Source organism: Sporosarcina sp. FSL K6-3508 (assembly GCF_038615825.1).
Classification (GTDB): Bacteria; Bacillota; Bacilli; order Bacillales_A; family Planococcaceae; genus Sporosarcina; species Sporosarcina newyorkensis.
This window is the reverse complement of the sequence record NZ_CP152016.1, coordinates 1,345,567-1,367,240: the sequence shown is the minus strand read 5'-3', so window position 1 is coordinate 1,367,240 and position 21,674 is coordinate 1,345,567. Positions and strand designations below refer to the sequence as shown.

Sequence of the window (21,674 nt, the reverse complement as noted above, 5' to 3'; positions counted from 1 at the left end):
GCACTTATGCCATCCCATCGTCCTCTTTCTTCTTTTCTGTATCTTTACAACGTTTGCAAATTCCGTGGAAGGTCAGCCAGTGGTCTTTCACCGTAAATCCATAACGGCTCTCCACTACTTTTTCCACTTCACCAAGTAAGTCTTCTTGAATTTCATCAACGACGCCACATTCCAGGCAAATCAAATGGTGATGGAAACGCGCTGCGCCTTCTTCCCGCAAATCATAGCGTGCCACGCCATCGCCAAAATTAATTTTATCGACAACTTTTAATTCAGTCAGTAATTCCAACGTGCGGTAAACAGTAGCAAGCCCAATGTCTGGAGCTTTCTCTTTTACTAAGAGGAATACATCCTCCGCACTTAAATGGTCTTCTTTATTCTCAAGAAGAACGGCTACAGTCGCTTCACGCTGAGGCGTCAACTTATAGCTGGCCCCGTGCAATTGCTTCTTGATCCGTTCGATTCGGCTTTCCATACGACGCCCCCCTCAAATTGTCTCCATTATACCAAACTGTCTTTCAAGTTGACAATAGAAAGGAAATGATCAGTTCTATCTGGTTATTAATAGAGCTTATTTTATAAAATAAAAGATCGATAGTTCCAATAGCTGGATGATTAAAAGCAATCCGATCAGCAACGGAATAGCAGAAAGCGGACGATCTTTCTTGAGTGCCGGTGCAACAAAGAATGGCGGGTTCAATACGGTGCATAAGATAAGGTAAAGAAAGCAACCGACCAATTGAAACGGGAACCACCAAACGGCATACATTACAAGCTTCATGCCAGTCGACAGTAAATATGTAGAGGAAAGGCCGAAGAGTACGCATTTCGTTGCCCCGATCAACGGAAGGATAAAACGGACTCTCTTATATTTAGACAGAATGATGATCAACGTAATGAAAGTAAACGTCACGATTATAGGAGACCAGATGGACGCTTCTGCCCCTTTCACTACTCGCTGATCATATAATCCGACGATTGTTTCCAATGCATTGATCGGCCACTCCCTGAATAACAACGCCCCTCCAATATAACTGATTGCGAGTATAACGAATAAATAAATAAAAGACAATGATCGAGCCATAATTAGGACACCTCCGCATCGTTTTTACAACATATGCTTGTCCGTCCTAAATTAGCTCAATTTTAATCAAATTGAAGACTTTTTACATACCAAACCCCGACAACCGTTTTAGCATCATAGATTCGTTCGTTCGCGATCAATTCTTCTGCTTCTTCGACTGTCACTTCCAGTACATCGATAAATTCATCTTCGTCACTTGCAGCAGGTTGATCGACTTTTTCCAAATCTTCCGCTATGTATAAATGAATAATTTCATCCGCGAAGCCCGGTGAGGTGGAAAAGGTTTGGAGATATTTAAATGAATTCGCACGGTAGCCAGTTTCTTCTTCCAGTTCCCTGATCGCTGTCAGTTCCGGTTTTTCTCCTGGCTCGATTTTTCCTACCGGGATTTCAAGCATCGTTCGTTCCAGCGCTTTTCTGAACTGTTCCACTAAGACCAGTTTACGTTCTGCGGTAATTGCGATGATCGCGACAGCGCCCGGATGTTTCACCAGTTCTCTTTTCGCAATTTTTCCGTCAGGCAGTTCGACCTCATCCACTTGCATTGAAATCACTTTACCTGTAAAGATCTTTTCTGTCGATAGGGTGCGTTCTTCAAACTTCAAAACTTTCAACCCTTTCCATTGGTTTTCTATCTCGAATTCATTGTACCATGAAAGGTATAGGAGGGATGCAAATGAAGAAGCGAAAAATAGGTTCCAGTGATTTACAAGTTTCCGAACTTGGACTCGGCTGTATGTCATTACCTACTGACCTGAAAGCGGCTCAATCGGTACTCGATGCTGCCATTGATAATGGCATCAACTATTTCGATACGGCAGATCTGTATGATAAAGGAACAAATGAAGAACTTGTAGGAACTATTTTAAAAGAAAGACGAAAAGATCTGATTATTGCGACGAAAGCGGGTAATAAATGGACAGCAGGCGAGGAAGGCTGGAAGTGGGATCCATCAAAGCAACATATCATGAAAGCAGTAAAGCAAAGCCTACAGCGTTTACAACTCGATTATATTGATTTGTACCAACTACATGGAGGCACGATGGAAGACAACGTGGAAGAAACGATTGAAGCGTTCAAGGTGTTGAAAAAAGAAGGGATCATTCGGGAATACGGCATTTCTTCCATACGCCCTACTGTCATTCAGCGGTTTCTGGCACAGGGCAGTGCAGTCTCTGTCATGATGCAATACAGCCTACTGGACCGTAGACCTGAAGAATATTTCCCGATGATTGAACAGCACGGTGCATCCGTAATTACACGAGGTACAATTGCGAAAGGCTTGTTGACAGATGAAGGCAATGCACGAGCTGAAAAGATGAATGGTTTCGCGTCCTATTCAGAAACGGATCTTCAGAAGACTGTGCAGGCGCTTTCTGAAAAAACAACGGATCTGCATGCAGCCGCTATTGCTTTTGCATTGAAGCAGTCAGCTGTAGCCTCTGCATTAATTGGCGCTCGAACTCCTGAGCAACTTCAGCAAACACTGAATGCCTATGAGACAGTAATTGACCCGCAATTGCTAGATGAACTGACGCGCGCGACGGCACAGCATCGATATGAACAGCATAGAGTTGAAAGTTAAGATAATAATAAAAAGAACTATCCGAACGGTCGGTTCTACCTGACTTTTCGGGCAGTTCTTTATTGACTAGATGTCCATTTCCTTCTCCATCGCCTCCCATATCACCCGATGTTTGGCTTTAGGTATACCATAAACTTGCTCATATCGACAAAGCTTGCATGAACAGTGTACTTTTCCTTTGCTTAAGGTCCCCCGAATGGGCAAATGCCGTTCTTCGTATCCAAGAATATCCCGTAAAATCGATACTTTCTTTTTAATAATTCGCTCGCGTTGGTGGCGAGTATACGCTCTTGACCGGTCTTTCACATATATTCAGCTCCTTTGATCAACCCAAGCTTGCAAGGTGCCTCAAAGAATTATAGAGCTACTTACAAGCTAGGTATGGAGCTGAACAACACTATGATTAGATTCATTACGCAGTTTCCTTTCCTAATAAATTTTGCTCTACATAATAAAAGGATGAAACTACCCACAAATATTTGACCAATGATCTGCCACAGATACTACTGTTGAACGAGGATTTTATTTTAAACTAGTTTAGCTGCCAGTTTCGTATAAATTAAAGTTATAAAAAGAACTAACAAACCAAGTAAAATAGAGCCACCCCCCAAAAACAGGGATATTGCCATCCCATCCCATGCTCGCACGATTAGTAACCCATAGTTATGGGTTCCCGCTCCTAGCAAGAGTAGAATATAACCGATCAAATATCTCTTACTTTTCCTCACACTCCATCCAATCCCAATTAAAGCAATGACAAAAATGATTGTCGGGAAAATATAAAACAAGAAATTAAAAAGGTGAACACTCATCGTTAATCAATCCTTTCTTGATTAGATTAACATTGTACTCCGATCCGCTTCAGGTATAATTTTGTCCAACAAGCACGACCATTTGTGGGAGATTTACTACCGCATCTACAGTTCATAGTTTTAAGTTCAGTTAAATATATTATCTCGGAAACGCCGGCAGATCAGTATTAATGCTTTTGGCTTATAATTTTGTTCTTAATACTTCTTTAAATTTGACTGAGTCATCCACTCGTATAGCAACTTGCTCATATTTTTTCTTTATGCCCATTAGCAAAGTTGCTTCTCCTGGATGCTTTAATTTTATTATGACATCTGGATAAGTCTTCTCAAAATCGCGGGCCACAAAATCAATAGTGTTCTTTGACAGCTTTTTTTCCAATATAGAACGATCTTCTATTACCTCTTCGATATCCTCCCACCTTATTTCCATACGTTTCATTAATCCCAATGAAACATACATACGATCATTTTCAATTTGCAGGGGATTAAAGCGCATTGCCTGAATATCGCCTAAAAATAAAACAACAGAATACATATTTAAAACTAACAATATTAGCGATAAAATCAAAGATTTATCATGCAACCACCAATGAACACCCAGTGTTTCCACCACGATGGCGTGGATCATCATCACTTGAAATGCTATTAAACTTGAATTTTTATAGAGAGTAAACGTATTTTCTTTATACTTAGGTTCTTTTTTCCAAAGACTAAAAGCATAATAGAACATAAGCATTTCGGAACATATAACTTGTATAATCGGATGTTTTCTTACTTTTTGCTCTACCGCATTTGAAAAAGAGAATAAAAGCGGAATTGGATTCTTCTTTACAATGCGGATGATTTCAGGTAAATAGTTAAAGAGAGTGAACAACAATAATACCTCGAGTAAAACGATCGCACCCTCCATAACAAAACCTACTAGTGTAAGCGTCTTAAAGGGGGCTAGATATTGCATCGGAATCATAAATCGTGCGACGATCAGTCCTCCTGCCATCAAGGTAAGAAGAGACTTCCAACTTAATTTTCGTTGCCAAGCTAAAAATAAAATCGGGGCTACAATGGTTAGGTCAATTAGTGAACCAAGAACCACAGGATTGGTATTAGCCGGCAATATGCTGATTCCCAAAGAAGAACGGTATAATGCAAAGTTGGAAACAAGTACGATAAAAAATAAGGTTGGCCATATCATATGGAGTGAAACTTTTTTAAACACCATAATTTTCACCTCAGTCATTTTCGATTTTAATAATTTTCATAAAATATGACGTTACTTCTTTACAGATCCTGTATTCCTAACAAAAGAAAGCACAATTAAAAATCACTATCCCTAGCTTTTAATTATCCTTTCCGCAAAATCTTCTCCATCGTTTTTCCCTTTGCCAACTCATCGATTAACTTATCCAAATAGCGGATTTCCTGCATTATCGGTTCTTCAATTTCTTCCACTCGAATACCACAGATTACTCCTTTGATCAAAGCCCTTGCAGGATTCAATTGAGGAGCTTCCGCGAAGAAGGTCTCAAAGTCTGTCTGGTTTTCCAGTTGTACTTCAAACTCTTCTTGACTGTATCCTGTCAACCAACGAATGATTTCATCGACTTCTGATTTGGTACGCCCTTTTTTCTCCGCTTTCACAATATAATGGGGATAGACCTTTGCAACACTCATTGTATAAATCTTATGTTTTGTCATGATATTTCCTCCTAATTATTTCGTATTAAAAAAATTCAGTACTTTATGAAACTCAACGCAGGAACTCTTCATTTAATTTTACTTCATATAGCCGCATTGCCTGAAGATCCCCTCTGTATACAAAAACTTCTTTGGAAATCAACGCTCGGAGTCGAAATTCTATCCACTCATCTCCCGTATATTGCTGCATATGACCGATCACTTCGCCAATCAAGCGAGCTGATTTCATAAAATTATATGTACTTTGTTCTTTATGCAGGTACTTTGCACAACGAATAATGATATCATCGTCTCGATCGACATTTGAGTGCCAAAGTTCCCCATGCTCCCATGTTCTCAAAAGACTTTCCATTCGCAATAAGTTCTTCCCTTCGTCACAAAGCGCATGTCGTTTCGCTAAACGCATTGGTCTAAGTTCAAATTGTTCATAGAATAGCAGAAGTCGCTCGGGAGTCAGTTCGCCAGATGTACGAGGAAACAACTCCTCTTCAAGTTGCGAATACATAAAGTTTTCATGGAAAGCTTTAAATGTATTGAGCTCTAGGACTTTATTTGGTTTCTTGTCCAATAAATAAAGTACGATGCGTAACCCTGTTTGCTCTGCAGCGTTCTCACCGGTCCAAATAACGACCTGTTGATCAGGTGTTATTGCTTTTATTTTCTCAACCGCTTTTACCATACCTGCTTTATACTGTTCAAAATCATCGAAGAACGGATGATAATTCTCCTTAAACCATTGAAAACGAGATTCAAGCCCTTTTCTTGTATGAAGGGATTCTATAGGACCGACCGAAAAGTTGTCGGACAATACGATAATCTCCTCTGTTAATTCGTATGAAGTTTCACGAAATGAAGCTTTTAAACTCCCTCCCGTAGAATCTCCGAACACAATATGTACAGTCTCCAGACCTTCTATTTTCCCATCATTTTTTGAAAGACGACGCAATGATTCTTTCACCGACTGCAGTATTTCGCTCAGTTCATTTTCTTCATGCTGTTCAGAACGCACTAGCAACACATGCAATAGCGCCTTTGCTTCTTGCTCATCTAATTTAGAGATAGCTTGTTTCAACCAATTTATATCCTCCATTTTCATCCTCCTCTGCTTTAGTCCTAAGGAAAGACAGAAGTTAATTCAAAAGTCGAACCTTTCCATAATTATACCATACCAGCCACTTACCCCCCTGATATTTTTACCAATAAAAAAGGGGCTGGGACAAAACTAATTTGTTCATAATGAAAGACGAACGATCGCAAAAAACACAAAAAGGTTCGGGTTACTTAGTGTGCGGTTAGGGATTTGCCCTCCAGGCCGGGACGCTTTCCGGAGGGCGTGGCTTGAGCCAATCGAACAGCGAAGGGTTCGATTTGTATAATTTCTGCGCTTCTTTGCAGAAATTATACAGCACGTGCTCCTAACGCTTCGCTTTTACTCGCAAAAGCCGTCCTTCGCTACGGCTTTCGCTCAGTCCAGGGTCTCAAGACACACGCTGATCCTCCCGGAGTCGCCCTGCCTTCCGGGCAAATCCTACGTTTTGTTCGGTAGGGCAGTTGCCTTTGCCCCAAATACAGAAAGTTTGGCTATGTTCAATTATTAAGCATAGAAACTCGGTGCTTACTCCATATTTCAGGGTTTACAATTATGTAAAATTGCTATCAAACTGCCTTGTACACGAAAAATCGGGATTGAAGCGGAGGGCAGGGCGACTCCTGCGGGATGTAGCGCAAATGGTGAGACCCCACAGGAAAAGCCGTAACGAAGAACGGCTTTTGCGAGTATAAGCGAAGCGTTAGGAGCACCGGTTTCCGAAGCGGACGAGGAGGCTCACCTGCGCCCCGCGGAAACATACTAACATTAGTAGTACAGACCAAGTCCATGGTTTGTGCTACTATTTTTTATGGTAGAAGTGAAGGAAAGTCGCAGGGACGCTGGGATCTTAGAATCCGTACAAGGAAACCGACTCACTTCACATCCTTATTTGAATCAGTTTAGTATGTTGGATCTTCGAGATCGTGTATAAGAAAGTGGAATCGATGAGGCACTGTGAAGACTTCTATGAATGGTCAAAAGGAGGAAACAAGATGAGTTATGTAATGGCGTTTGATGTCAGTATGGGAAAAAGCGCGGTGGTGATCTATGACGACAATCAGCAGTGTCATTACGAAGGTGAAGTGGAACATACAACAGTGGGGTTCCGTTCACTAAAAGAACAGATTAATTTAGTTAGGAAACTAGACGGTCAACTACCAGAAATCGTATTCGAGGCAACCGGTGTTTATTCGCAGGGCCTAGAGCGCTTCCTACAGAACGAGCAATATCCTTATAGCCGTATAAATCCTCTACAAGCTAAACTACAAATGGCTACAGGTAGTATGCGGCGACACAAAACGGATATCAGCGATGCACATGAACTAGCTAAATCGCATTTCAAGACAGAGCGGAATAAAACCTATGTACACGAAGAATATTTTGAACAAATGCGGGCATTGGGAAGGTACTACGACGATTTAGAACATGAAAGTCGACAATATGCGAACCGATTACATGCATTTCTGCAGTTAAGCTTTCCCTTATTGGAAGACGTGTTCTCTAGGAGTTCTCTTCACTTCTTACAAATCGTACAACATTACCCTCATCCAGATTTGATAAAGGGTTTATCGTTGGAAGAGATACAGAGCCGAGTGAAAGAGACTTCGCTCAAAAATATATCACTTCAACAAGCGGAGAAAAAGGCAGCACTTCTACTGGCAGCTGCTGAAAATTCCTATCCAGCCATTCAGGCGACAGATGTGCGGTGTCAGCACCTAAAGGAGTGTGCCCAACGAGTCAAAGAACTGAAACGCCAGAAAAAAGAGATCATCAAACAGATGGTCCAACTTTCAAAGGAACGTAGCGATTTTCAAGTGCTCATATCTTTTCCAGGCATTGGAGAAGCTACCGCTGTTCGGATTATTGGAGAGTTGGGAGACATTCGCCGTTTTCAAAATAACAAACAGGTGAATGCGTACGCCGGTATTGATATTCAACGGTATCAGTCAGGGAAGCTCCACTATCAAGATCGAATCAATAAACGTGGGAACCGTAGGTTAAGGAAGATTCTGTACTTCATGGTTATTTCCATGATTTCTTTACGAAAACGAACACAAAATACCATTGTTGATTACTATGACCAATTAAAAAAGCAACCCCAGAGTAAGCCTCATAAGGTTGCGGTGATCGCTTGTGTGAATAAGTTCCTGAAAGTCGCATTTCACCTTATTCAACACAGCATCCCCTATAACTATGCATTCGCCATGGCTAGTGCGTAAAAGGATAGCTTTACTATAGCACATTTCTCCTTTCGAAAAACAGCAATTCGTTAGGTCTATTTAGCATATGCAAAAATAAAGCTCAGATTTTACTAATTTTTTCAGTTTAAGCAATTAGATCATGACGGGGGATGGCTTCTTTCGCTCGCTATATAGGATTGGAGCGGAAGACGGTCGACTCCTGGGGGATCAGCGTGCGTCTTGAGACCCCGCAGGAAGCGAAGCGAACGAGGAGGCTCAAGGCCACGCCCCCCGGAAAGCGTACCGTCTGGAGCGGAAATCCCGGGGTGCTCACTAGCTGTGGTTTCACACGCCTATTCGGATAGTAAATCATAGTACGTATCTTTTATTCTAACAAAACCCTTGACTAGAGGTAAGAAAGCGTCCCTGCCCGCAGCGGAAATCCCATAGGCAGCTCCAAATCTGCAATACCTTTGCATTAGAAAAAACCGAACAATTTTACAAAACTTCGTTGGAATGTTTTGTAATCGTTCGGTTTTTTATCGTTTTGAATCCTTTTGTCCCAGCCTCTTTTATTGGTTATACATTTTTCATTTATTCACTTTGAGCAGAAGCACTTACCAATACGGAAGAAGGACCTTCTTTCATCGTAACTGGCTGTGTCTTCGTTTCACTAGCTTTCTGTTTTGTCTGCTTCTTTCCCGAAGGCACCATATTGAAGATGATATTTAAGAAAATCGCAGTTAAACTCCCTAACACTATCCCATTACTCGTTAAAATTTGCACACTGTCTGGCAATTTTGCAAACAGATCCGGTACAACTGAGACCCCTAGACCAATTCCAATCGAACACGCAACAATCATTGCATTGTCCTGAGATTTTGATATGACTGGGCTCAGCATTTTAATTCCTTGAGCGACCACCATTCCGAACATCGCAACCATCGCCCCTCCAAGGACAGCATTCGGGATGATTGTAGCAAGTGCTGCAACTTTCGGTAAGAAGCCCAATGAAATCAGCATGACCGCTGTCACTAAAATGACGCGGCGTGATTTGACACCTGACAACTGCATTAAACCAACATTTTGTGAAAACGTCGTATATGGAAAGGCATTGAAAATTCCACCGATGACAGAAGCCAATCCTTCTGCACGGTAACCTTTTTCCAGTTTACTTTTATCAATCTCTTCATCACAAATGTCTCCAAGCGCGAAATACACACCTGTCGACTCTACTAATGAAACCATTGCAACCAACGTCATGATTGCAATCGGCAACAAGTGAAAAGTTGGTGTCGCTAAGTAAAACGGAAGCACCATATGCACATAGGAAGCATCTTGTACATTTGAAAAGTCCACGATGCCTAAGAATACAGCCGCCACAGTACCTCCTACCAATCCAAGCAAGATCGCAATCGACTGCAAGAAACCTGTAGAGAATCTATACATCAGCACGATAAACAACAAGGTACCAAATGACAAACCAATATTCGTCAGTGAGCCAAAATCAGCAGCCCCTTGACCGCCACCCATATTATTTATCGCAACTGGAATCAATGTAATTCCAATAATTGTCACGACCGAACCTGTTACAACTGGAGGGAAGAAACGAACTAAGCTTCCAAAAAACCGGCTGATGAAAAAGATAATCACTCCAGAAGCGATGACCGCACCGTAAATAGCCGAAATCCCATATTCATTTCCAATCAAAATCATTGGGCCGACTGCCGTGAACGTACAGCCGAGCACAACAGGCAAGCCAATACCGAAATATTTATTACGCGAAATTTGTAAAATCGTTGCAATTCCGCACATCAGAATATCAATCGACACGAGATACGTCAGCTGTGTTGGTGTCAAACCGATAGCGTTCCCAACGATCAGAGGGACTAATACAGCTCCAGCATACATAGCTAATAAATGTTGAAAACCAAGCAAGGTAGTTTTCATTAGAAGGTTTCCTCCCCGACGAATTGCACTTTTCCATCCTGCAAGGACTGAAGTTCCGCCAATGATTCCAGTCGAACTCCGGCCTTACGTATTAATTCCCCGCCTGGTTGGAATGCTTTTTCAATGACAATACCTACACCAGCGATTTTTGCGCCTGCTTGTTCTGCAATATCTATTAATCCGAGTGCTGCTTGTCCATTCGCTAAGAAATCATCAATCAACAACACGGTGTCTTCATTAGAAATGAAATCTTTAGAAACCGAAATATCATTTGATTCATTTTTCGTGAATGAATGTACTTTTGCGGAGTAGAGATGATCCGTCAATGTAAGAGATTTTCGTTTTCTCGCAAAGACGACAGGTACACCTAAAATTAGGCCGGCCATCGTGGCAGGAGCAATTCCTGAAGATTCAATCGTGACGATCTTTGTGATGTTCTGGTCACTAAACCGCGCGACGAATTCCTTCCCGATTTCCTGCATTAGTACTGGATCGATTTGATGATTTAAAAACGAATCGACTTTCAATACCTCTTCCGATAATACTTTACCTTCTTGTCGAATCTTTTCTTTTAACAACTCCACTTGTGTTTTGCTCCCTTCAAATGTACGAATAAAAAAAGCGTACATGCCATTTCCCCATATAAACTATGAGAGAGCGGCATCTACGCTTTTAAAGATGAAAAAGCATTTTCCTGTCGAACGACAAAGAAATCTGCTTTTCATACTCCTCATAGGCGACCCATTTACGGTAGATCGGTAGAAACTTGCGGGCCATATTCCCGCGATTATATGAGTTCTATTTAACTGAATGGTAATAGTATAGCATGATTCGACAACATTTCAATACTTAATTCTTCCAATTAAACTCATTGGATCCTTTCCTTTTGGAGCTTGGACATATTCCTGTCAAAAAAATATGTATCATAACTTCAGACGAGATGTAATAAAAAGCAATGACTGCTATTCCACTCTCTTTTTTCCCATTACTCAAACAAAAATGATAGAGGACAAATAAATCACCAAGCCGACTGTAAAGCTGCTGATCACAGTAGTGAACAAGACAATTTGCGCTGCCAGTTCAGCCTCTATGTCATACTCCAATGCCAGAGTGGAACTGTTCCTTGACGTCGGGAATGAACTTGCGATCCATAAAGACTGGGCTGTGACACCGTCAATCTTCAACAGCAAGATAAAAAGAAGCGCAACAGTTGGTGAAAGAATGAGGCGCCCAAATGCGCTCAGGAAAATCAGTCGATTCCATAGCGCCTTCACTTTTATTTGCGCCAATTGTGCGCCTAATGTAATGAGTGCAATCGCGATGAACGCGTTGGATAAATGCTCGATCGGCAATTCAATGAAGTGAGGCAATTGGATGTTTGCCAAGTTAAGAAGTGCCCCGAGCCAAAGTGCATGAATGATCGGCATCTTGATAAATTGTTTCAGAATGGCCGCTCCGGATTGTGTCGCAGAAACTAGATTATATAAACCATAGGAATACGTCAGTAGATTTTGATAGACGATCAAGACAATTTGAATCGAGACACCGAGCGGGTTTGCATGGAAAACCAATTGGCTGACCGGCAATCCATAGTTACCTGAGTTAATGAGGACAATACTATTTTTCATTACTGCAGATTGCTGGCGGTTCAGACGCAGCATTTTACTGAATAGATGACCAATGACAATCAGCGAAGTACTGAATAATACAACAAAAATTAAAACATCCAGCAAGACTTCCACATTGATTACTGTATGGTATAAATTCATGAAAACAGCAGCCGGGATGAGACAATACGTTAAGATATTCCCTAACGCCTTAACGTTAAAAGTAAATTTTATTTGCAAAACAACCCCAATTGCTAATAAAATTAGCATCGGTGTGATAACATTTACGAAGACTATGAGTAAATATTCCACTAGGAGATCTCCTTTCTGTTCTTATAGCCATATACTTCTTGGACCGATCTTCATTAATAGGAGGCTTCACTATTTTGAATTCAAAAAACGTACGACCGAACAAACATTTACATTTTCCAAAGAGTCAGTGGATCCTGTTAGCCGGCATTCTATTTATCGCCGCAACGATTCGATCACCACTTACATCTGTAGGACCTATTATCGGGGCCATTCGAGACCAATTGCAAATATCCAATTCGTTAGCGGGCTTCTTGACAACGATTCCGTTGCTCGCTTTTGCTATTGTTTCACCATTCGTGCCTCGTATATCAAAAAAATACGGCATGGCGCCCACTCTTTTTTATTCGCTGATTGTACTAATGGCAGGTATTACTCTGCGCTCTGTTGGATCTAGCAGCTTACTACTAATTGGTACATTTTTAATAGGTGTAGGCATCGCTTTTGCGAACGTCCTGCTCCCCGGCTTGCTGAAACTGAGTTTTCCATTACATATCGGATTGATGACAGGCTTGTATTCCGTTTCTATGAATATATCCGCAACACTCGCGTCCGGAATCGCTGCGCCCATTGCTAATAATACTGTATATGGATGGCAAGGTGCGCTCGGCATCTGGGGTGTCATTACATTCATAGCTATCATCGTGTGGATTCCGCAAATCCGAAAAAAACCGGATACCGAAAAAGAAGTAACGAAAGACTTGAAAACACGTCCGAAAACTCCACTTTGGCGTTCACCCATTGCCTGGAGCGTCACTTTTTTCATGGGCTTCCAATCCTTTTTGTTCTATACAACTTCTTCTTGGATACCCGTGGTTCTTCAGACGACCGGCTTATCAAACGAAGCAGCTGGCTGGATGCTGTCTCTAGTCCAATTCGCACAATTACCGATGTTGTTTATCATACCGATGATTGCAGATAGATTGAAAAATCAACGCGTGCTTGTCGTCGCTATATTTGCATGTTATTTTATCGGATATGCCGGCGTACAATTCGGCAGCGAAAACTTGACTGCGTTATGGATGATTTTCATCGGACTAGGTGGAGGCTCCGCATTTGGTCTATCGATGATGTTCTTCACATTGCGGACCAGCACACCAGAAGAAGCCGCTTCTCTTTCCGGCATGGCACAGTCCGTCGGATACCTACTTGCAGCGGTCGGTCCTGTTCTTTTCGGTTATTTGCACGACTGGACAGGATCTTGGACAACTCCGCTCTATGCATTCATGTTTATCGCATTCTTGGTATTCGTAAGCGGAATGTATGCAGGAAAAAATCGAATCATATCTCAAGATCCAAAGACTTCATGACTAAAAAAGCAAGTGCTGTTGCACTTGCTCTTTTTTCATTCAAATACAAACTCTGCAGAAATTGGACAATGATCACTTCCTAAGATCTCTGCATGGATTTCACTAGTTTGAAGAGCGGACTGAAGACGATTTGAAATGAGCAAATAGTCAATTCGCCAGCCAATATTACGGGCTCTGACATCCCGCATATAGGACCACCACGTATAAGCCCCTTCTTGGTCAGGGTGCAAATAGCGAAACGTATCAATGAATCCCGAATCAAGCAAACGTGTCATCTTCGCACGCTCTTCTTTCGTAAACCCTGAATTGCCATAGTTGGATTTCACATTGCAAATATCAATCTCTTCGTGTGCAACATTCAAATCCCCACAGTAAATAACAGGTTTCTGTGCGTTAAGTTCTGTTAAATGAGCGAGCATTTCATCTTCCCATTTTAATCTGTAGGAAAGACGTGCCAAGTCTCTCTGTGAATTCGGAGTATAACAGTTTACTAAGTAAAACTCTTCAAACTCTAGCGTCAGTACACGGCCTTCCATTTCGCTATCTTTCCCATTCAATCCAAATTGGACAGAAAGCGGTCGTTGCTTCGTAAAAACAGCCGTACCGGAATACCCTTTTTTCTCCGCATAATTCCAATAGTGTTCATATCCTTCAAACGGCAGTTCAATTTGCCCTTCCTGGCATTTGATTTCCTGGACACAGAAAATATCCGCTTCTATTTGCTCAAAAAAGTCATTGAAGCCTTTTTTCACACAAGCCCGTATGCCATTGACATTCCAAGATACTACTTTCAACTTTACACAACCTATCTAATTTAATTGCCATTGAAACTAACAGCTAATTTTGCAGCCAGTGCCGCATTCGATTTCACCAATGCGATATTCGCATCCAAACTTTTTCCGTCCGTCAACTCTTGGACTTTCTTCAACATATACGGGGTAAGTTCTTTACCGCTTATGCCTAATTGTTTCGCCTCAATCAACGCATTCGATACAAGCTGATCCATATGGAGCTGATCCATCGCATATTCTTCCGGAATTGGATTGGCAATTATCGCACTGCCTTCTAGACCGAGATTCCATTTGACACGCAGCATTTCCGCCATTAATTCGATATCGTCCACTTGATAGTCTACACGATGTTCGCTGCCTCTCGTATAAAAAGCAGGAAAAATATCCGTACGGTAGCCCATTACTGGTACTCCTTTAGTCTCCAAGTATTCGAGTGTCTTACCTAAATCAAGTATAGATTTAGCCCCTGAACAAACGACCGCTACACTCGTACAGGCAAATTCCTCTAAGTCCGCAGAAATATCCATCGTCTCCTCGACACCACGATGAACCCCACCAATTGCACCTGTCGTGAATACACGTATACGCGCCAAATCCGCGAAAAACATAGATGCTGCTACAGTCGTAGCGCCAGGCTGCTTGGTAGCGATAAGATAACTTATATCTCTTCTGGACGCTTTGATAACCCCTTTGCTATCTCCGAAACGTTCCAGCTCTTCATCCGACAACCCTATTTTAATCTTGCCGTCCATGATTGCAATCGTGGCAGGTACTGCTCCGTTTTCACGAATAATCTGCTGAACCTCACGTGCAGCTTTCACATTTTCTGGATAAGGCATTCCATATGTGATGATTGTCGACTCCAACGCAACTAAAGGTTTGCCATATTTCATCGCTTCTTTGACTTCTTCCGAATAAGATACATATCTTCTCATCTGAGTTCCCCCTTTACCGTTCAATAACTTTACCCCCCATACCAAAGATAAACATACTCTATCATTTGTTCAATGTTCTTCAGCAATGATTTGTTCGACCTGATAGCTTTCCAGATTCCATCCCGTCGGTTGATCCAACACCAACTGGGACAACAATTTACCGACGAACGGGCCCACTGTTAAGCCTGAAGACCCGAGTCCGTTGGCTACCCAAATCATCGGATGATCGGGCAATCGGCCAATGACCGGCATGAAATTCGGTGTGTGTGGTCGAATTCCAACTCTAACCTCAGCAATTTCAGCTTCCTTCAAACCCGGCGCCACCGGTAAAACATTCGTCAATACTTCTAGTATACCACCAGCTGTTGGCCGAGTATCAAAATTGTCTGTATTTTCATGTGTTGCCCCTGCAACAAATTTCCCATCTTCAAAAGGCACGATATATTGTGTGGCAGGTGGCATGATGACCGGCCAATCCCCTGATGATTTGTATGATGTCTGCAAGTGAAGGATTTGCGCTTTCTGGCCATAGACTAGCAGCTTCTTCCCTAAAGGCTCTGTAAATTCACTGGCCCATGCACCTGCAGCTAAAATGACTTGATCCCCTTCGATTATCTGATTTCTAACGATGACACCACTGACACTCCCACCTGTCATGTAAGGAACGGCAGAACCTTTAATCAACTGCACCCCTCTTTTTACCACGACTCGCTCTAAGGCTTCGCGCAACGCCTGGCCATCCACTTTGGCAGCCCCTGTGATTCTAACAGAACTATATTCGTCTGAGAGCGCAGGGAAATATTTCGCCGTTTGCGTCATGTCCAATAACTCCACTTCTCCGATTTCGGGAGATGATTTTTTGCGCCATTCCAATAAATCTATTTTCTTATGTAAACGTTCACGCTCGGTATGGATAGCCAAGGCTCCAACTTTCTTATATCCTGTTTCAGTTTCTCCTTCCTCTTCCAGTGATCGAATCAACTCGGGATAATAGGCTGCTCCTGCTGTTGCTAGTGCATACCATGCCTTGTTTCGTCGCTGCGAAGCCCAAGGACAGATAATGCCTGCCGCCGCTCTCGTCGCTTGCCCTGGTTCCTGTCGATCGATTACAATGACTTCCACATCTTGATTGGATAGATGATACGCAGCAGAAATTCCGACGATCCCCGCACCGATAATAATGATTTTCTTCATACTAAATTAACTCCTTTTTATATACTTTTCAAATTCGACAAATTTTTCACTTTATTTTTTCTAAAAAAGCAGTATAATGATTCTATTCGAAAGATTTTTCGGAATATTCTACATCCAGAGGAGATCTGATGATTATGACAAGAGTACCTATGCAAATACAACTTACACAAAGCAAAAAAGAAAAGCCAGATCCAGCAACTTTAGTTTTCGGGAAAACATTTACGGATCACATGCTCATCGTAGATTACGAGGAAGGCAAAGGCTGGCACAGTCACCGTATCGTACCCTATGCACCACTGACGCTTGATCCTGCAGCTATCGTCTTCCATTATGGGCAAACAGTTTTCGAAGGAATGAAAGCATATAAATCGGAAGAAGGAACGATCCGTATGTTCCGTCCTGAAGAAAATATGAAACGCCTCAATTATTCATTGGATCGTTTGTGCATGCCGCGAATCGATGAAGAGAATGCCCTATACGCACTAAACCAGCTTCTGCAAATCGACAAAGATTGGATTCCGACTCTCGATGGGACTTCATTATATATTCGACCATTTGTAATTGCAACGGAAGCTTTCCTTGGCGTAGCACCGGCAAAGAAATATCAATTTTTCATGATTCTTTCTCCGGTAGGTTCTTATTATAAAGAGGGAATCCATCCTATAAAGATTCTGGTTGAAAATGAATTTGTTCGCGCCACAAAAGGCGGAACAGGAAGCGCGAAAACAGCGGGCAACTATGCTTCCGCATTAAAAGCGCAAGAAGTAGCCGACCAACAAGGCTACTCACAAGTGCTTTGGTTAGACGGTGTGGAACGTAAGTACGTAGAGGAAGTCGGCAGCATGAACATTTTCTTCAAAATCAATGGAGAAGTAGTGACGCCTGCAATCAACGGCAGTATTCTGGAAGGTATCACACGGAAGTCTATCCTACAGCTACTGCGTCATTGGGATGTACCTGTGGCCGAACGAAAAATTTCGATGGACGAAATTCGAAATGCCTATGAAAATGGGCAGCTAGAAGAAGTTTTCGGTACTGGAACAGCCGCTGTCATCTCTCCAGTAGGCGAACTGAATTGGGATGGCTATAAAATGATCATCGGCAATGGAGAAACTGGAGAGCTTTCAAAAAAACTGTACGACACACTGACAAATATCCAAACAGGCAAAGAAAACGATCCTTTCAATTGGGTCTACGAAATCAAAAAACATATTGCTCAACTTGCTTGACCAAGATTGAAATAGCCCCTATCCATGGATAGGGGCTATTTCTTATTTATACAGATAGCAACGCAGCATCACTTGTCAACTGCTCACCACGAATTCGTTGGAATTCATCCATCAGCTTCGCAATTGTCAAGCCTTGCTTTTCTTCTTCTTCCACTTCTAATATGATCTGTCCCTTATCCATCATGATCAAACGATTTCCAAGGTCCAGGGCCTGCTGCATATTATGCGTTACCATCAAAGTTGTCAACTTATCATGCTCGACTAACCTCTTCGTCAAATCCGTGATCAACTCTGCACGAGAAGGGTCTAGTGCCGCCGTATGCTCATCCAGCAATAAAATTGACGGCTGAGTAAACGTAGCCATTAACAGCGACAGCGCTTGCCGCTCCCCGCCAGATAACAATCCCACTTTAGCGGACATTCGGTTTTCTAAATTCAAGTGCAATGTTTCAAGAGACGTACGGAACAATTCTTTCCGCTTTTTGTCTACACCGCGATGAAGCGAACGACGTTTATTACGTGAATAAGCCATCGCCAAATTCTCTTCTATCGTCATTGTCGGCGCCGTGCCTGCCATCGGATCTTGAAACACCCGCCCGATCATTTTCGAACGCTTAAACTCGGCTAATCTCGTTACGTCTTTACCGTTGATGAAAATACTACCAAAGTCAGGCGTCAATGCACCTGATATCATATTCATCATCGTGGACTTCCCTGCTCCATTACTCCCGATTACTGTAACAAAATCACCAGGATGCAAATGAAGATTAATCTGGTCGAGCGCCACTTTTTCGTCTGGGGTAGCTTCATTGAACGTTTTATTGATTTGATCCAGTTTCAACAATCCTATGACCCCCTTGTGCTGCTTTCATTTCCATTCGCTCGGCTTGTCTACGTGCTTTTCGGGCTTTTTCCCGTCTCTTTTCTAAAATTTGCGGGATAATCAATGCCGCGATCACAATGATCGCAGTAATCAATTTCATATCGCCGGAGTCAAGAAACTTCACTCGCAAGGAAAGACCTAACACAATTCGATAAATGACAGCTCCGAAGATGACCGCCAATGTCGTACGGAAAATTGTTTTTGTTCCGAATATCGCCTCACCAATTATGACAGAAGCCAAACCTATGATGATCATTCCAATTCCCATTCCATTATCAGCGAACTTACCATACTGGGCTATCAATGAGCCTGAAAATGCCACCAATGCATTGGAAATTCCTAATCCTAAAATTACGAGAGTATCTGTATTCGCGGAAAAGCTGCGAATCATTTTTTTATTATCTCCCGTCGCACGTATAGCCAATCCGACTTCCGTCTGCAAAAACCAATCGGCAATCAATTTAATCAGGATCGTCACCAAGATCATCAAGAACAAAGTGCCCCATGTCGCAGGTAAATGTTCAATACCCAGGCCTGACAGGAAGCCATTTATAGCCCCATCAATTCCAAGGTCGCTCCAAAAACCTTGGAACTTGCTGAAAATCGTTTCTGCATTCAAGAGCGGGATGTTCGGGCGTCCTACTGAACTTTCAGTAGTCAGTCCCATTATCCGAAGGTTTATCGAGTAGAGAGCTATCATCATGAGGATTCCGGATAAAAGTGGATTGATTTTTCCTTTGGTATGTAATAAGCCTGTTATACATCCCGCAAAAAAACCGACGACAATTGCGGTTAGTGTTGCAACGAGTGGATGGTAATCAAATACAATCATCGTGGCCGCCACTGCTGCTCCTGTCACAAAACTTCCGTCCACCGTCAAATCTGGAAAATCAAGCACTCGGAATGTAAGATACACTCCGAGCGCCATGATCGCATAGATGATGCCCTGCTCAACTGAGCCAAATACAGCTGAAAACATGCAAGATCATCTCCTAACTTATTCTACCGTTTCGGCATTCCAATCGTCTTGGATTTCAAGACCGATTGTTTCAACAGTCTTCTTATTCACTACTAATTTTAAATTCTGGGGAACTTGTACAGGTAAAGAATCAGGAGTTGCTTCCCCTTTTAGAATCTTCGCTGCCATTTCACCCGCTTCATAACCGATATCGTAGTATTCGAAGCCGTAAGCCCCCAGGCCTCCTCTTTCAACTGAATCGAATTCCCCAACCATCATCGGAATCTTATTATCATTTGCAACAGAAACGACGGATTCCAAAGCCGAAACTACTGTATTGTCTGTAATGATATACAGTGAGTCGACTGAACCAACCAATGACTCAGCTGCCTGTTTCACGTCAGCAGATGTAGCAACAGAAGCTTCGACTACTTCCATGTCCATATCTTTCAAAATTTCTTTCACCTGATCTACTTGAAGACGTGAATTCTGCTCTCCAGAGTTAAAGATCATACCTACTTTTTTGGCACCAATTTGTTCTTTCAAAAATTTCATTGTGTTCGAGATTGCATCAGGATGGTTATCAATTGTGCCCGTCACATTTCCACCAGGTTCTTCATTGGAAGCAACCAGTTCTGCCGCTACTGCATCCGTAACAGATGTAAAGACAATTGGGATATCTTGTGTAGCGCTTGCCGCTGCCTGAGCACTTGGTGTAGAGTTGGCGAAAATCAAATCTACTCCAGCTCCTGCCAGGTTATTAGCAATCGTAGAGTTTGAACTATTGTCATTTTGCGCATTTTGTTTATCGTATTCAACATCTAACCCTGCATCTTCAATCGCTTTTTCAAAACCTTTTAGTGCAGAATCTAAAGATGGGTGTTCAACAATTTGTGTCACGCCGATCGTGTATTTTTCTCCCTCTTTTTCATTATCATCATTTTGATCGTTTGCCGATGAACCTGATGACTCCTTTTTCCCTCCACATGCAGCTAAGATGAGCACGATACTAAATAGCGCTGCTGCATAAGTCATCCAACGTCTCTTCATAGAAAATCCCCCTATACTTTTCTCTCTATTACCTTGTCGATATATTCAGAAAAGGCAATAATTATACGTTATCGTACACTCTACTAAGTTATCCGTCAATGCATTATTCGATATTTTAAGTAAATTCCCATAAATCGAAGATCTTCTTGTCATTATTATGTATTAATTAAGAAAATTATAGAAGCAGAGAGATAATTAAACTGTAATTAGCCAAGCGCTAGTTACCTCGCTTGGCTAAACAAAAAAATTACTCTTATCTTTTATTCACTTAATTCATAGTTTAAAAATTGTTTCGTGCGCAGTTCCTTTGGCGATTTTAAAACTTTCTGTGGGTTCCCTTCTTCGACAATCAATCCTTTATCCATAAAAATCACTCGGTTTGCGACATTGCTCGCGAATTCCATCTCATGAGTAACAACTATCATCGTCATATGTTCTTCCGCAAGCTTTTTCATTACTTGCAGTACTTCTTTTGTCAGCTGCGGATCCAATGCAGACGTCGGTTCATCAAACAATAAAATATCCGGATTCATCATCAAAGCTCTCGCGATGGCCACACGTTGTTTTTGGCCTCCCGAAAGCCTAGAAGGAAACTCATCTCGTTTGTCAGCCAGACCGACTTTCTCTAATAATTCAATGCTTCTATCACTATATTCTTTCGCTTGTTCTTTTTTTACAAGCTTCGGTGCCAATTCTAAATTTTGTTTGACTGTCAAATGCGGAAATAAGTTGAATTGCTGAAATACCATTCCCATTTTCGCGATGATTTTTTTACTGTCTGCCGATTTAGCATAAAGACCATCCTTCACTAGATGATCGCCATCCACAGCAATACTGCCCCCTTCTACTTCCTCCAACTGAATCAAACTTCGAAGCATTGTACTCTTACCTGAACCTGAAGGTCCGATGATTGCCAAAACATCATTTTTCTCTACATTAAAGGTTAAGTCTTTCAATACTTCTAATGGTCCAAATGATTTCTTTAAGTTACGTACTTCAATGAAAGACATAA

General features: G+C 41.9%; 21 protein-coding genes and 1 riboswitch. Of the genes, 4 read left to right on the top strand and 17 right to left on the bottom strand.

Annotated elements, in window-relative coordinates:
• Window positions 1-4: 4 nt before the first annotated feature.
• The 3 genes from MKX97_RS06350 to MKX97_RS06340 all read right to left on the bottom strand — a co-directional run bounded on the left by MKX97_RS06350 (window position 5) and on the right by MKX97_RS06340 (window position 1,698).
• Window positions 5-475, bottom strand: a complete 471-nt coding sequence (locus MKX97_RS06350; protein ID WP_009497191.1) for a Fur family transcriptional regulator — start codon at window positions 473-475, stop codon at window positions 5-7.
• Between the two features lie 96 nt (window positions 476-571).
• Complete coding sequence (locus MKX97_RS06345; RefSeq protein ID WP_078816433.1) at window positions 572-1,084, bottom strand: hypothetical protein; 513 nt, start codon at window positions 1,082-1,084, stop codon at window positions 572-574.
• 62 nt (window positions 1,085-1,146) lie between these two features.
• Window positions 1,147-1,698 carry an NUDIX hydrolase gene (locus MKX97_RS06340; RefSeq protein WP_342537206.1) on the bottom strand — a complete coding sequence of 184 codons (552 nt, stop codon included), beginning with the start codon at window positions 1,696-1,698 and terminating at the stop codon, window positions 1,147-1,149.
• A 62-nt stretch (window positions 1,699-1,760) separates the two neighbouring features.
• Here MKX97_RS06340 and MKX97_RS06335 point away from each other — a divergent pair, with 62 nt between their 5' ends.
• Entirely contained in the window at window positions 1,761-2,669 is a 909-nt protein-coding gene (locus MKX97_RS06335) for an aldo/keto reductase (protein ID WP_078816431.1), read from the top strand.
• 527 nt (window positions 2,670-3,196) lie between these two features.
• Here the strand turns inward: MKX97_RS06335 and MKX97_RS06330 are convergent.
• The 4 genes from MKX97_RS06330 to MKX97_RS06315 form a co-directional block, all read right to left on the bottom strand.
• The gene (locus MKX97_RS06330) at window positions 3,197-3,481 is read right to left on the bottom strand and encodes a hypothetical protein (RefSeq protein ID WP_342537205.1); all 285 of its coding nucleotides are present in this window, start codon (window positions 3,479-3,481) and stop codon (window positions 3,197-3,199) included.
• Between the two features lie 181 nt (window positions 3,482-3,662).
• The gene (locus tag MKX97_RS06325) at window positions 3,663-4,700 is read right to left on the bottom strand and encodes a beta-carotene 15,15'-monooxygenase (RefSeq protein WP_342537204.1); all 1,038 of its coding nucleotides are present in this window, start codon (window positions 4,698-4,700) and stop codon (window positions 3,663-3,665) included.
• 122 nt (window positions 4,701-4,822) lie between these two features.
• The gene (locus tag MKX97_RS06320; RefSeq protein ID WP_340758604.1) at window positions 4,823-5,176 is read right to left on the bottom strand and encodes a DUF2200 domain-containing protein; all 354 of its coding nucleotides are present in this window, start codon (window positions 5,174-5,176) and stop codon (window positions 4,823-4,825) included.
• 52 nt (window positions 5,177-5,228) lie between these two features.
• A complete protein-coding gene (locus tag MKX97_RS06315; protein WP_340758602.1) occupies window positions 5,229-6,266 on the bottom strand; it encodes a DUF1835 domain-containing protein in 1,038 nt (345 codons plus the stop codon).
• Window positions 6,267-7,258: 992 nt separating this feature from the next.
• On the opposite strand from MKX97_RS06315, the gene MKX97_RS06310 reads away from it, so the two are divergent.
• A complete protein-coding gene (locus tag MKX97_RS06310) occupies window positions 7,259-8,485 on the top strand; it encodes an IS110 family transposase (RefSeq protein WP_078818701.1) in 1,227 nt (408 codons plus the stop codon).
• Window positions 8,486-9,040: 555 nt separating this feature from the next.
• Here the strand turns inward: MKX97_RS06310 and MKX97_RS06305 are convergent.
• The 3 genes from MKX97_RS06305 to MKX97_RS06295 all read right to left on the bottom strand — a co-directional run bounded on the left by MKX97_RS06305 (window position 9,041) and on the right by MKX97_RS06295 (window position 12,315).
• Window positions 9,041-10,396, bottom strand: coding sequence for a nucleobase:cation symporter-2 family protein (locus tag MKX97_RS06305; protein ID WP_342537203.1), 1,356 nt, complete (start codon window positions 10,394-10,396; stop codon window positions 9,041-9,043).
• Complete coding sequence (locus tag MKX97_RS06300) at window positions 10,396-10,980, bottom strand: xanthine phosphoribosyltransferase (protein WP_342537487.1); 585 nt, start codon at window positions 10,978-10,980, stop codon at window positions 10,396-10,398. Before MKX97_RS06300 ends, MKX97_RS06305 begins: the two co-directional genes overlap by 1 nt.
• A gap of 129 nt (window positions 10,981-11,109) precedes the next feature.
• A riboswitch (purine riboswitch) is annotated at window positions 11,110-11,211 on the bottom strand.
• Window positions 11,212-11,385: 174 nt separating this feature from the next.
• Window positions 11,386-12,315, bottom strand: coding sequence for an AEC family transporter (locus MKX97_RS06295; protein WP_342537202.1), 930 nt, complete (start codon window positions 12,313-12,315; stop codon window positions 11,386-11,388).
• A gap of 74 nt (window positions 12,316-12,389) precedes the next feature.
• On the opposite strand from MKX97_RS06295, the gene MKX97_RS06290 reads away from it, so the two are divergent.
• Window positions 12,390-13,622, top strand: coding sequence for an MFS transporter (locus tag MKX97_RS06290; RefSeq protein WP_342537201.1), 1,233 nt, complete (start codon window positions 12,390-12,392; stop codon window positions 13,620-13,622).
• Window positions 13,623-13,657: 35 nt separating this feature from the next.
• Here the strand turns inward: MKX97_RS06290 and MKX97_RS06285 are convergent, their stop codons facing one another.
• From MKX97_RS06285 to MKX97_RS06275, 3 genes are all read right to left on the bottom strand, one after another.
• The gene (locus tag MKX97_RS06285) at window positions 13,658-14,416 is read right to left on the bottom strand and encodes an exodeoxyribonuclease III (RefSeq protein ID WP_342537200.1); all 759 of its coding nucleotides are present in this window, start codon (window positions 14,414-14,416) and stop codon (window positions 13,658-13,660) included.
• Window positions 14,417-14,436: 20 nt separating this feature from the next.
• Window positions 14,437-15,348, bottom strand: a complete 912-nt coding sequence (locus MKX97_RS06280) for a pseudouridine-5'-phosphate glycosidase (protein WP_340758597.1) — start codon at window positions 15,346-15,348, stop codon at window positions 14,437-14,439.
• A gap of 69 nt (window positions 15,349-15,417) precedes the next feature.
• Window positions 15,418-16,542, bottom strand: coding sequence for an FAD-binding oxidoreductase (locus MKX97_RS06275; RefSeq protein ID WP_340758596.1), 1,125 nt, complete (start codon window positions 16,540-16,542; stop codon window positions 15,418-15,420).
• Between the two features lie 134 nt (window positions 16,543-16,676).
• Between MKX97_RS06275 and MKX97_RS06270 the strand changes: the two genes are divergently transcribed.
• The gene (locus MKX97_RS06270; RefSeq protein WP_340758595.1) at window positions 16,677-17,771 is read left to right on the top strand and encodes a branched-chain amino acid aminotransferase; all 1,095 of its coding nucleotides are present in this window, start codon (window positions 16,677-16,679) and stop codon (window positions 17,769-17,771) included.
• A gap of 46 nt (window positions 17,772-17,817) precedes the next feature.
• On the opposite strand, the gene MKX97_RS06265 is transcribed toward MKX97_RS06270, so the two are convergent.
• The 4 genes from MKX97_RS06265 to MKX97_RS06250 form a co-directional block, all read right to left on the bottom strand.
• Window positions 17,818-18,615, bottom strand: coding sequence for an ABC transporter ATP-binding protein (locus MKX97_RS06265; protein WP_340758594.1), 798 nt, complete (start codon window positions 18,613-18,615; stop codon window positions 17,818-17,820).
• Window positions 18,590-19,633, bottom strand: a complete 1,044-nt coding sequence (locus MKX97_RS06260) for an ABC transporter permease (RefSeq protein ID WP_078817708.1) — start codon at window positions 19,631-19,633, stop codon at window positions 18,590-18,592. Before MKX97_RS06260 ends, MKX97_RS06265 begins: the two co-directional genes overlap by 26 nt.
• 18 nt (window positions 19,634-19,651) lie before the next feature.
• Window positions 19,652-20,662, bottom strand: coding sequence for an ABC transporter substrate-binding protein (locus MKX97_RS06255; protein ID WP_340758593.1), 1,011 nt, complete (start codon window positions 20,660-20,662; stop codon window positions 19,652-19,654).
• Between the two features lie 260 nt (window positions 20,663-20,922).
• Window positions 20,923-21,672 carry an amino acid ABC transporter ATP-binding protein gene (locus MKX97_RS06250; RefSeq protein ID WP_340758592.1) on the bottom strand — a complete coding sequence of 250 codons (750 nt, stop codon included), beginning with the start codon at window positions 21,670-21,672 and terminating at the stop codon, window positions 20,923-20,925.
• Between the last annotated feature and the right edge of the window lie 2 nt (window positions 21,673-21,674).

What these genes read in the sequence shown, in the direction of transcription:
- MKX97_RS06350 (WP_009497191.1), bottom strand. Translation starts at nt 475, where the DNA reads ATGGAAAGCCGAATCGAACGGATCAAGAAGCAATTGCACGGGGCCAGC.
- MKX97_RS06345 (WP_078816433.1), bottom strand. Translation starts at nt 1,084, where the DNA reads ATGGCTCGATCATTGTCTTTTATTTATTTATTCGTTATACTCGCAATC.
- MKX97_RS06335 (WP_078816431.1), top strand. Translation starts at nt 1,761, where the DNA reads ATGAAGAAGCGAAAAATAGGTTCCAGTGATTTACAAGTTTCCGAACTT.
- MKX97_RS06330 (WP_342537205.1), bottom strand. Translation starts at nt 3,481, where the DNA reads ATGAGTGTTCACCTTTTTAATTTCTTGTTTTATATTTTCCCGACAATC.
- MKX97_RS06325 (WP_342537204.1), bottom strand. Translation starts at nt 4,700, where the DNA reads ATGGTGTTTAAAAAAGTTTCACTCCATATGATATGGCCAACCTTATTT.
- MKX97_RS06320 (WP_340758604.1), bottom strand. Translation starts at nt 5,176, where the DNA reads ATGACAAAACATAAGATTTATACAATGAGTGTTGCAAAGGTCTATCCC.
- MKX97_RS06315 (WP_340758602.1), bottom strand. Translation starts at nt 6,266, where the DNA reads ATGGAGGATATAAATTGGTTGAAACAAGCTATCTCTAAATTAGATGAG.
- MKX97_RS06310 (WP_078818701.1), top strand. Translation starts at nt 7,259, where the DNA reads ATGAGTTATGTAATGGCGTTTGATGTCAGTATGGGAAAAAGCGCGGTG.
- MKX97_RS06305 (WP_342537203.1), bottom strand. Translation starts at nt 10,396, where the DNA reads ATGAAAACTACCTTGCTTGGTTTTCAACATTTATTAGCTATGTATGCT.
- MKX97_RS06280 (WP_340758597.1), bottom strand. Translation starts at nt 15,348, where the DNA reads ATGAGAAGATATGTATCTTATTCGGAAGAAGTCAAAGAAGCGATGAAA.
- MKX97_RS06275 (WP_340758596.1), bottom strand. Translation starts at nt 16,542, where the DNA reads ATGAAGAAAATCATTATTATCGGTGCGGGGATCGTCGGAATTTCTGCT.
- MKX97_RS06270 (WP_340758595.1), top strand. Translation starts at nt 16,677, where the DNA reads ATGACAAGAGTACCTATGCAAATACAACTTACACAAAGCAAAAAAGAA.
- MKX97_RS06260 (WP_078817708.1), bottom strand. Translation starts at nt 19,633, where the DNA reads ATGTTTTCAGCTGTATTTGGCTCAGTTGAGCAGGGCATCATCTATGCG.
- MKX97_RS06255 (WP_340758593.1), bottom strand. Translation starts at nt 20,662, where the DNA reads ATGAAGAGACGTTGGATGACTTATGCAGCAGCGCTATTTAGTATCGTG.
- MKX97_RS06250 (WP_340758592.1), bottom strand. Translation starts at nt 21,672, where the DNA reads ATGTCTTTCATTGAAGTACGTAACTTAAAGAAATCATTTGGACCATTA.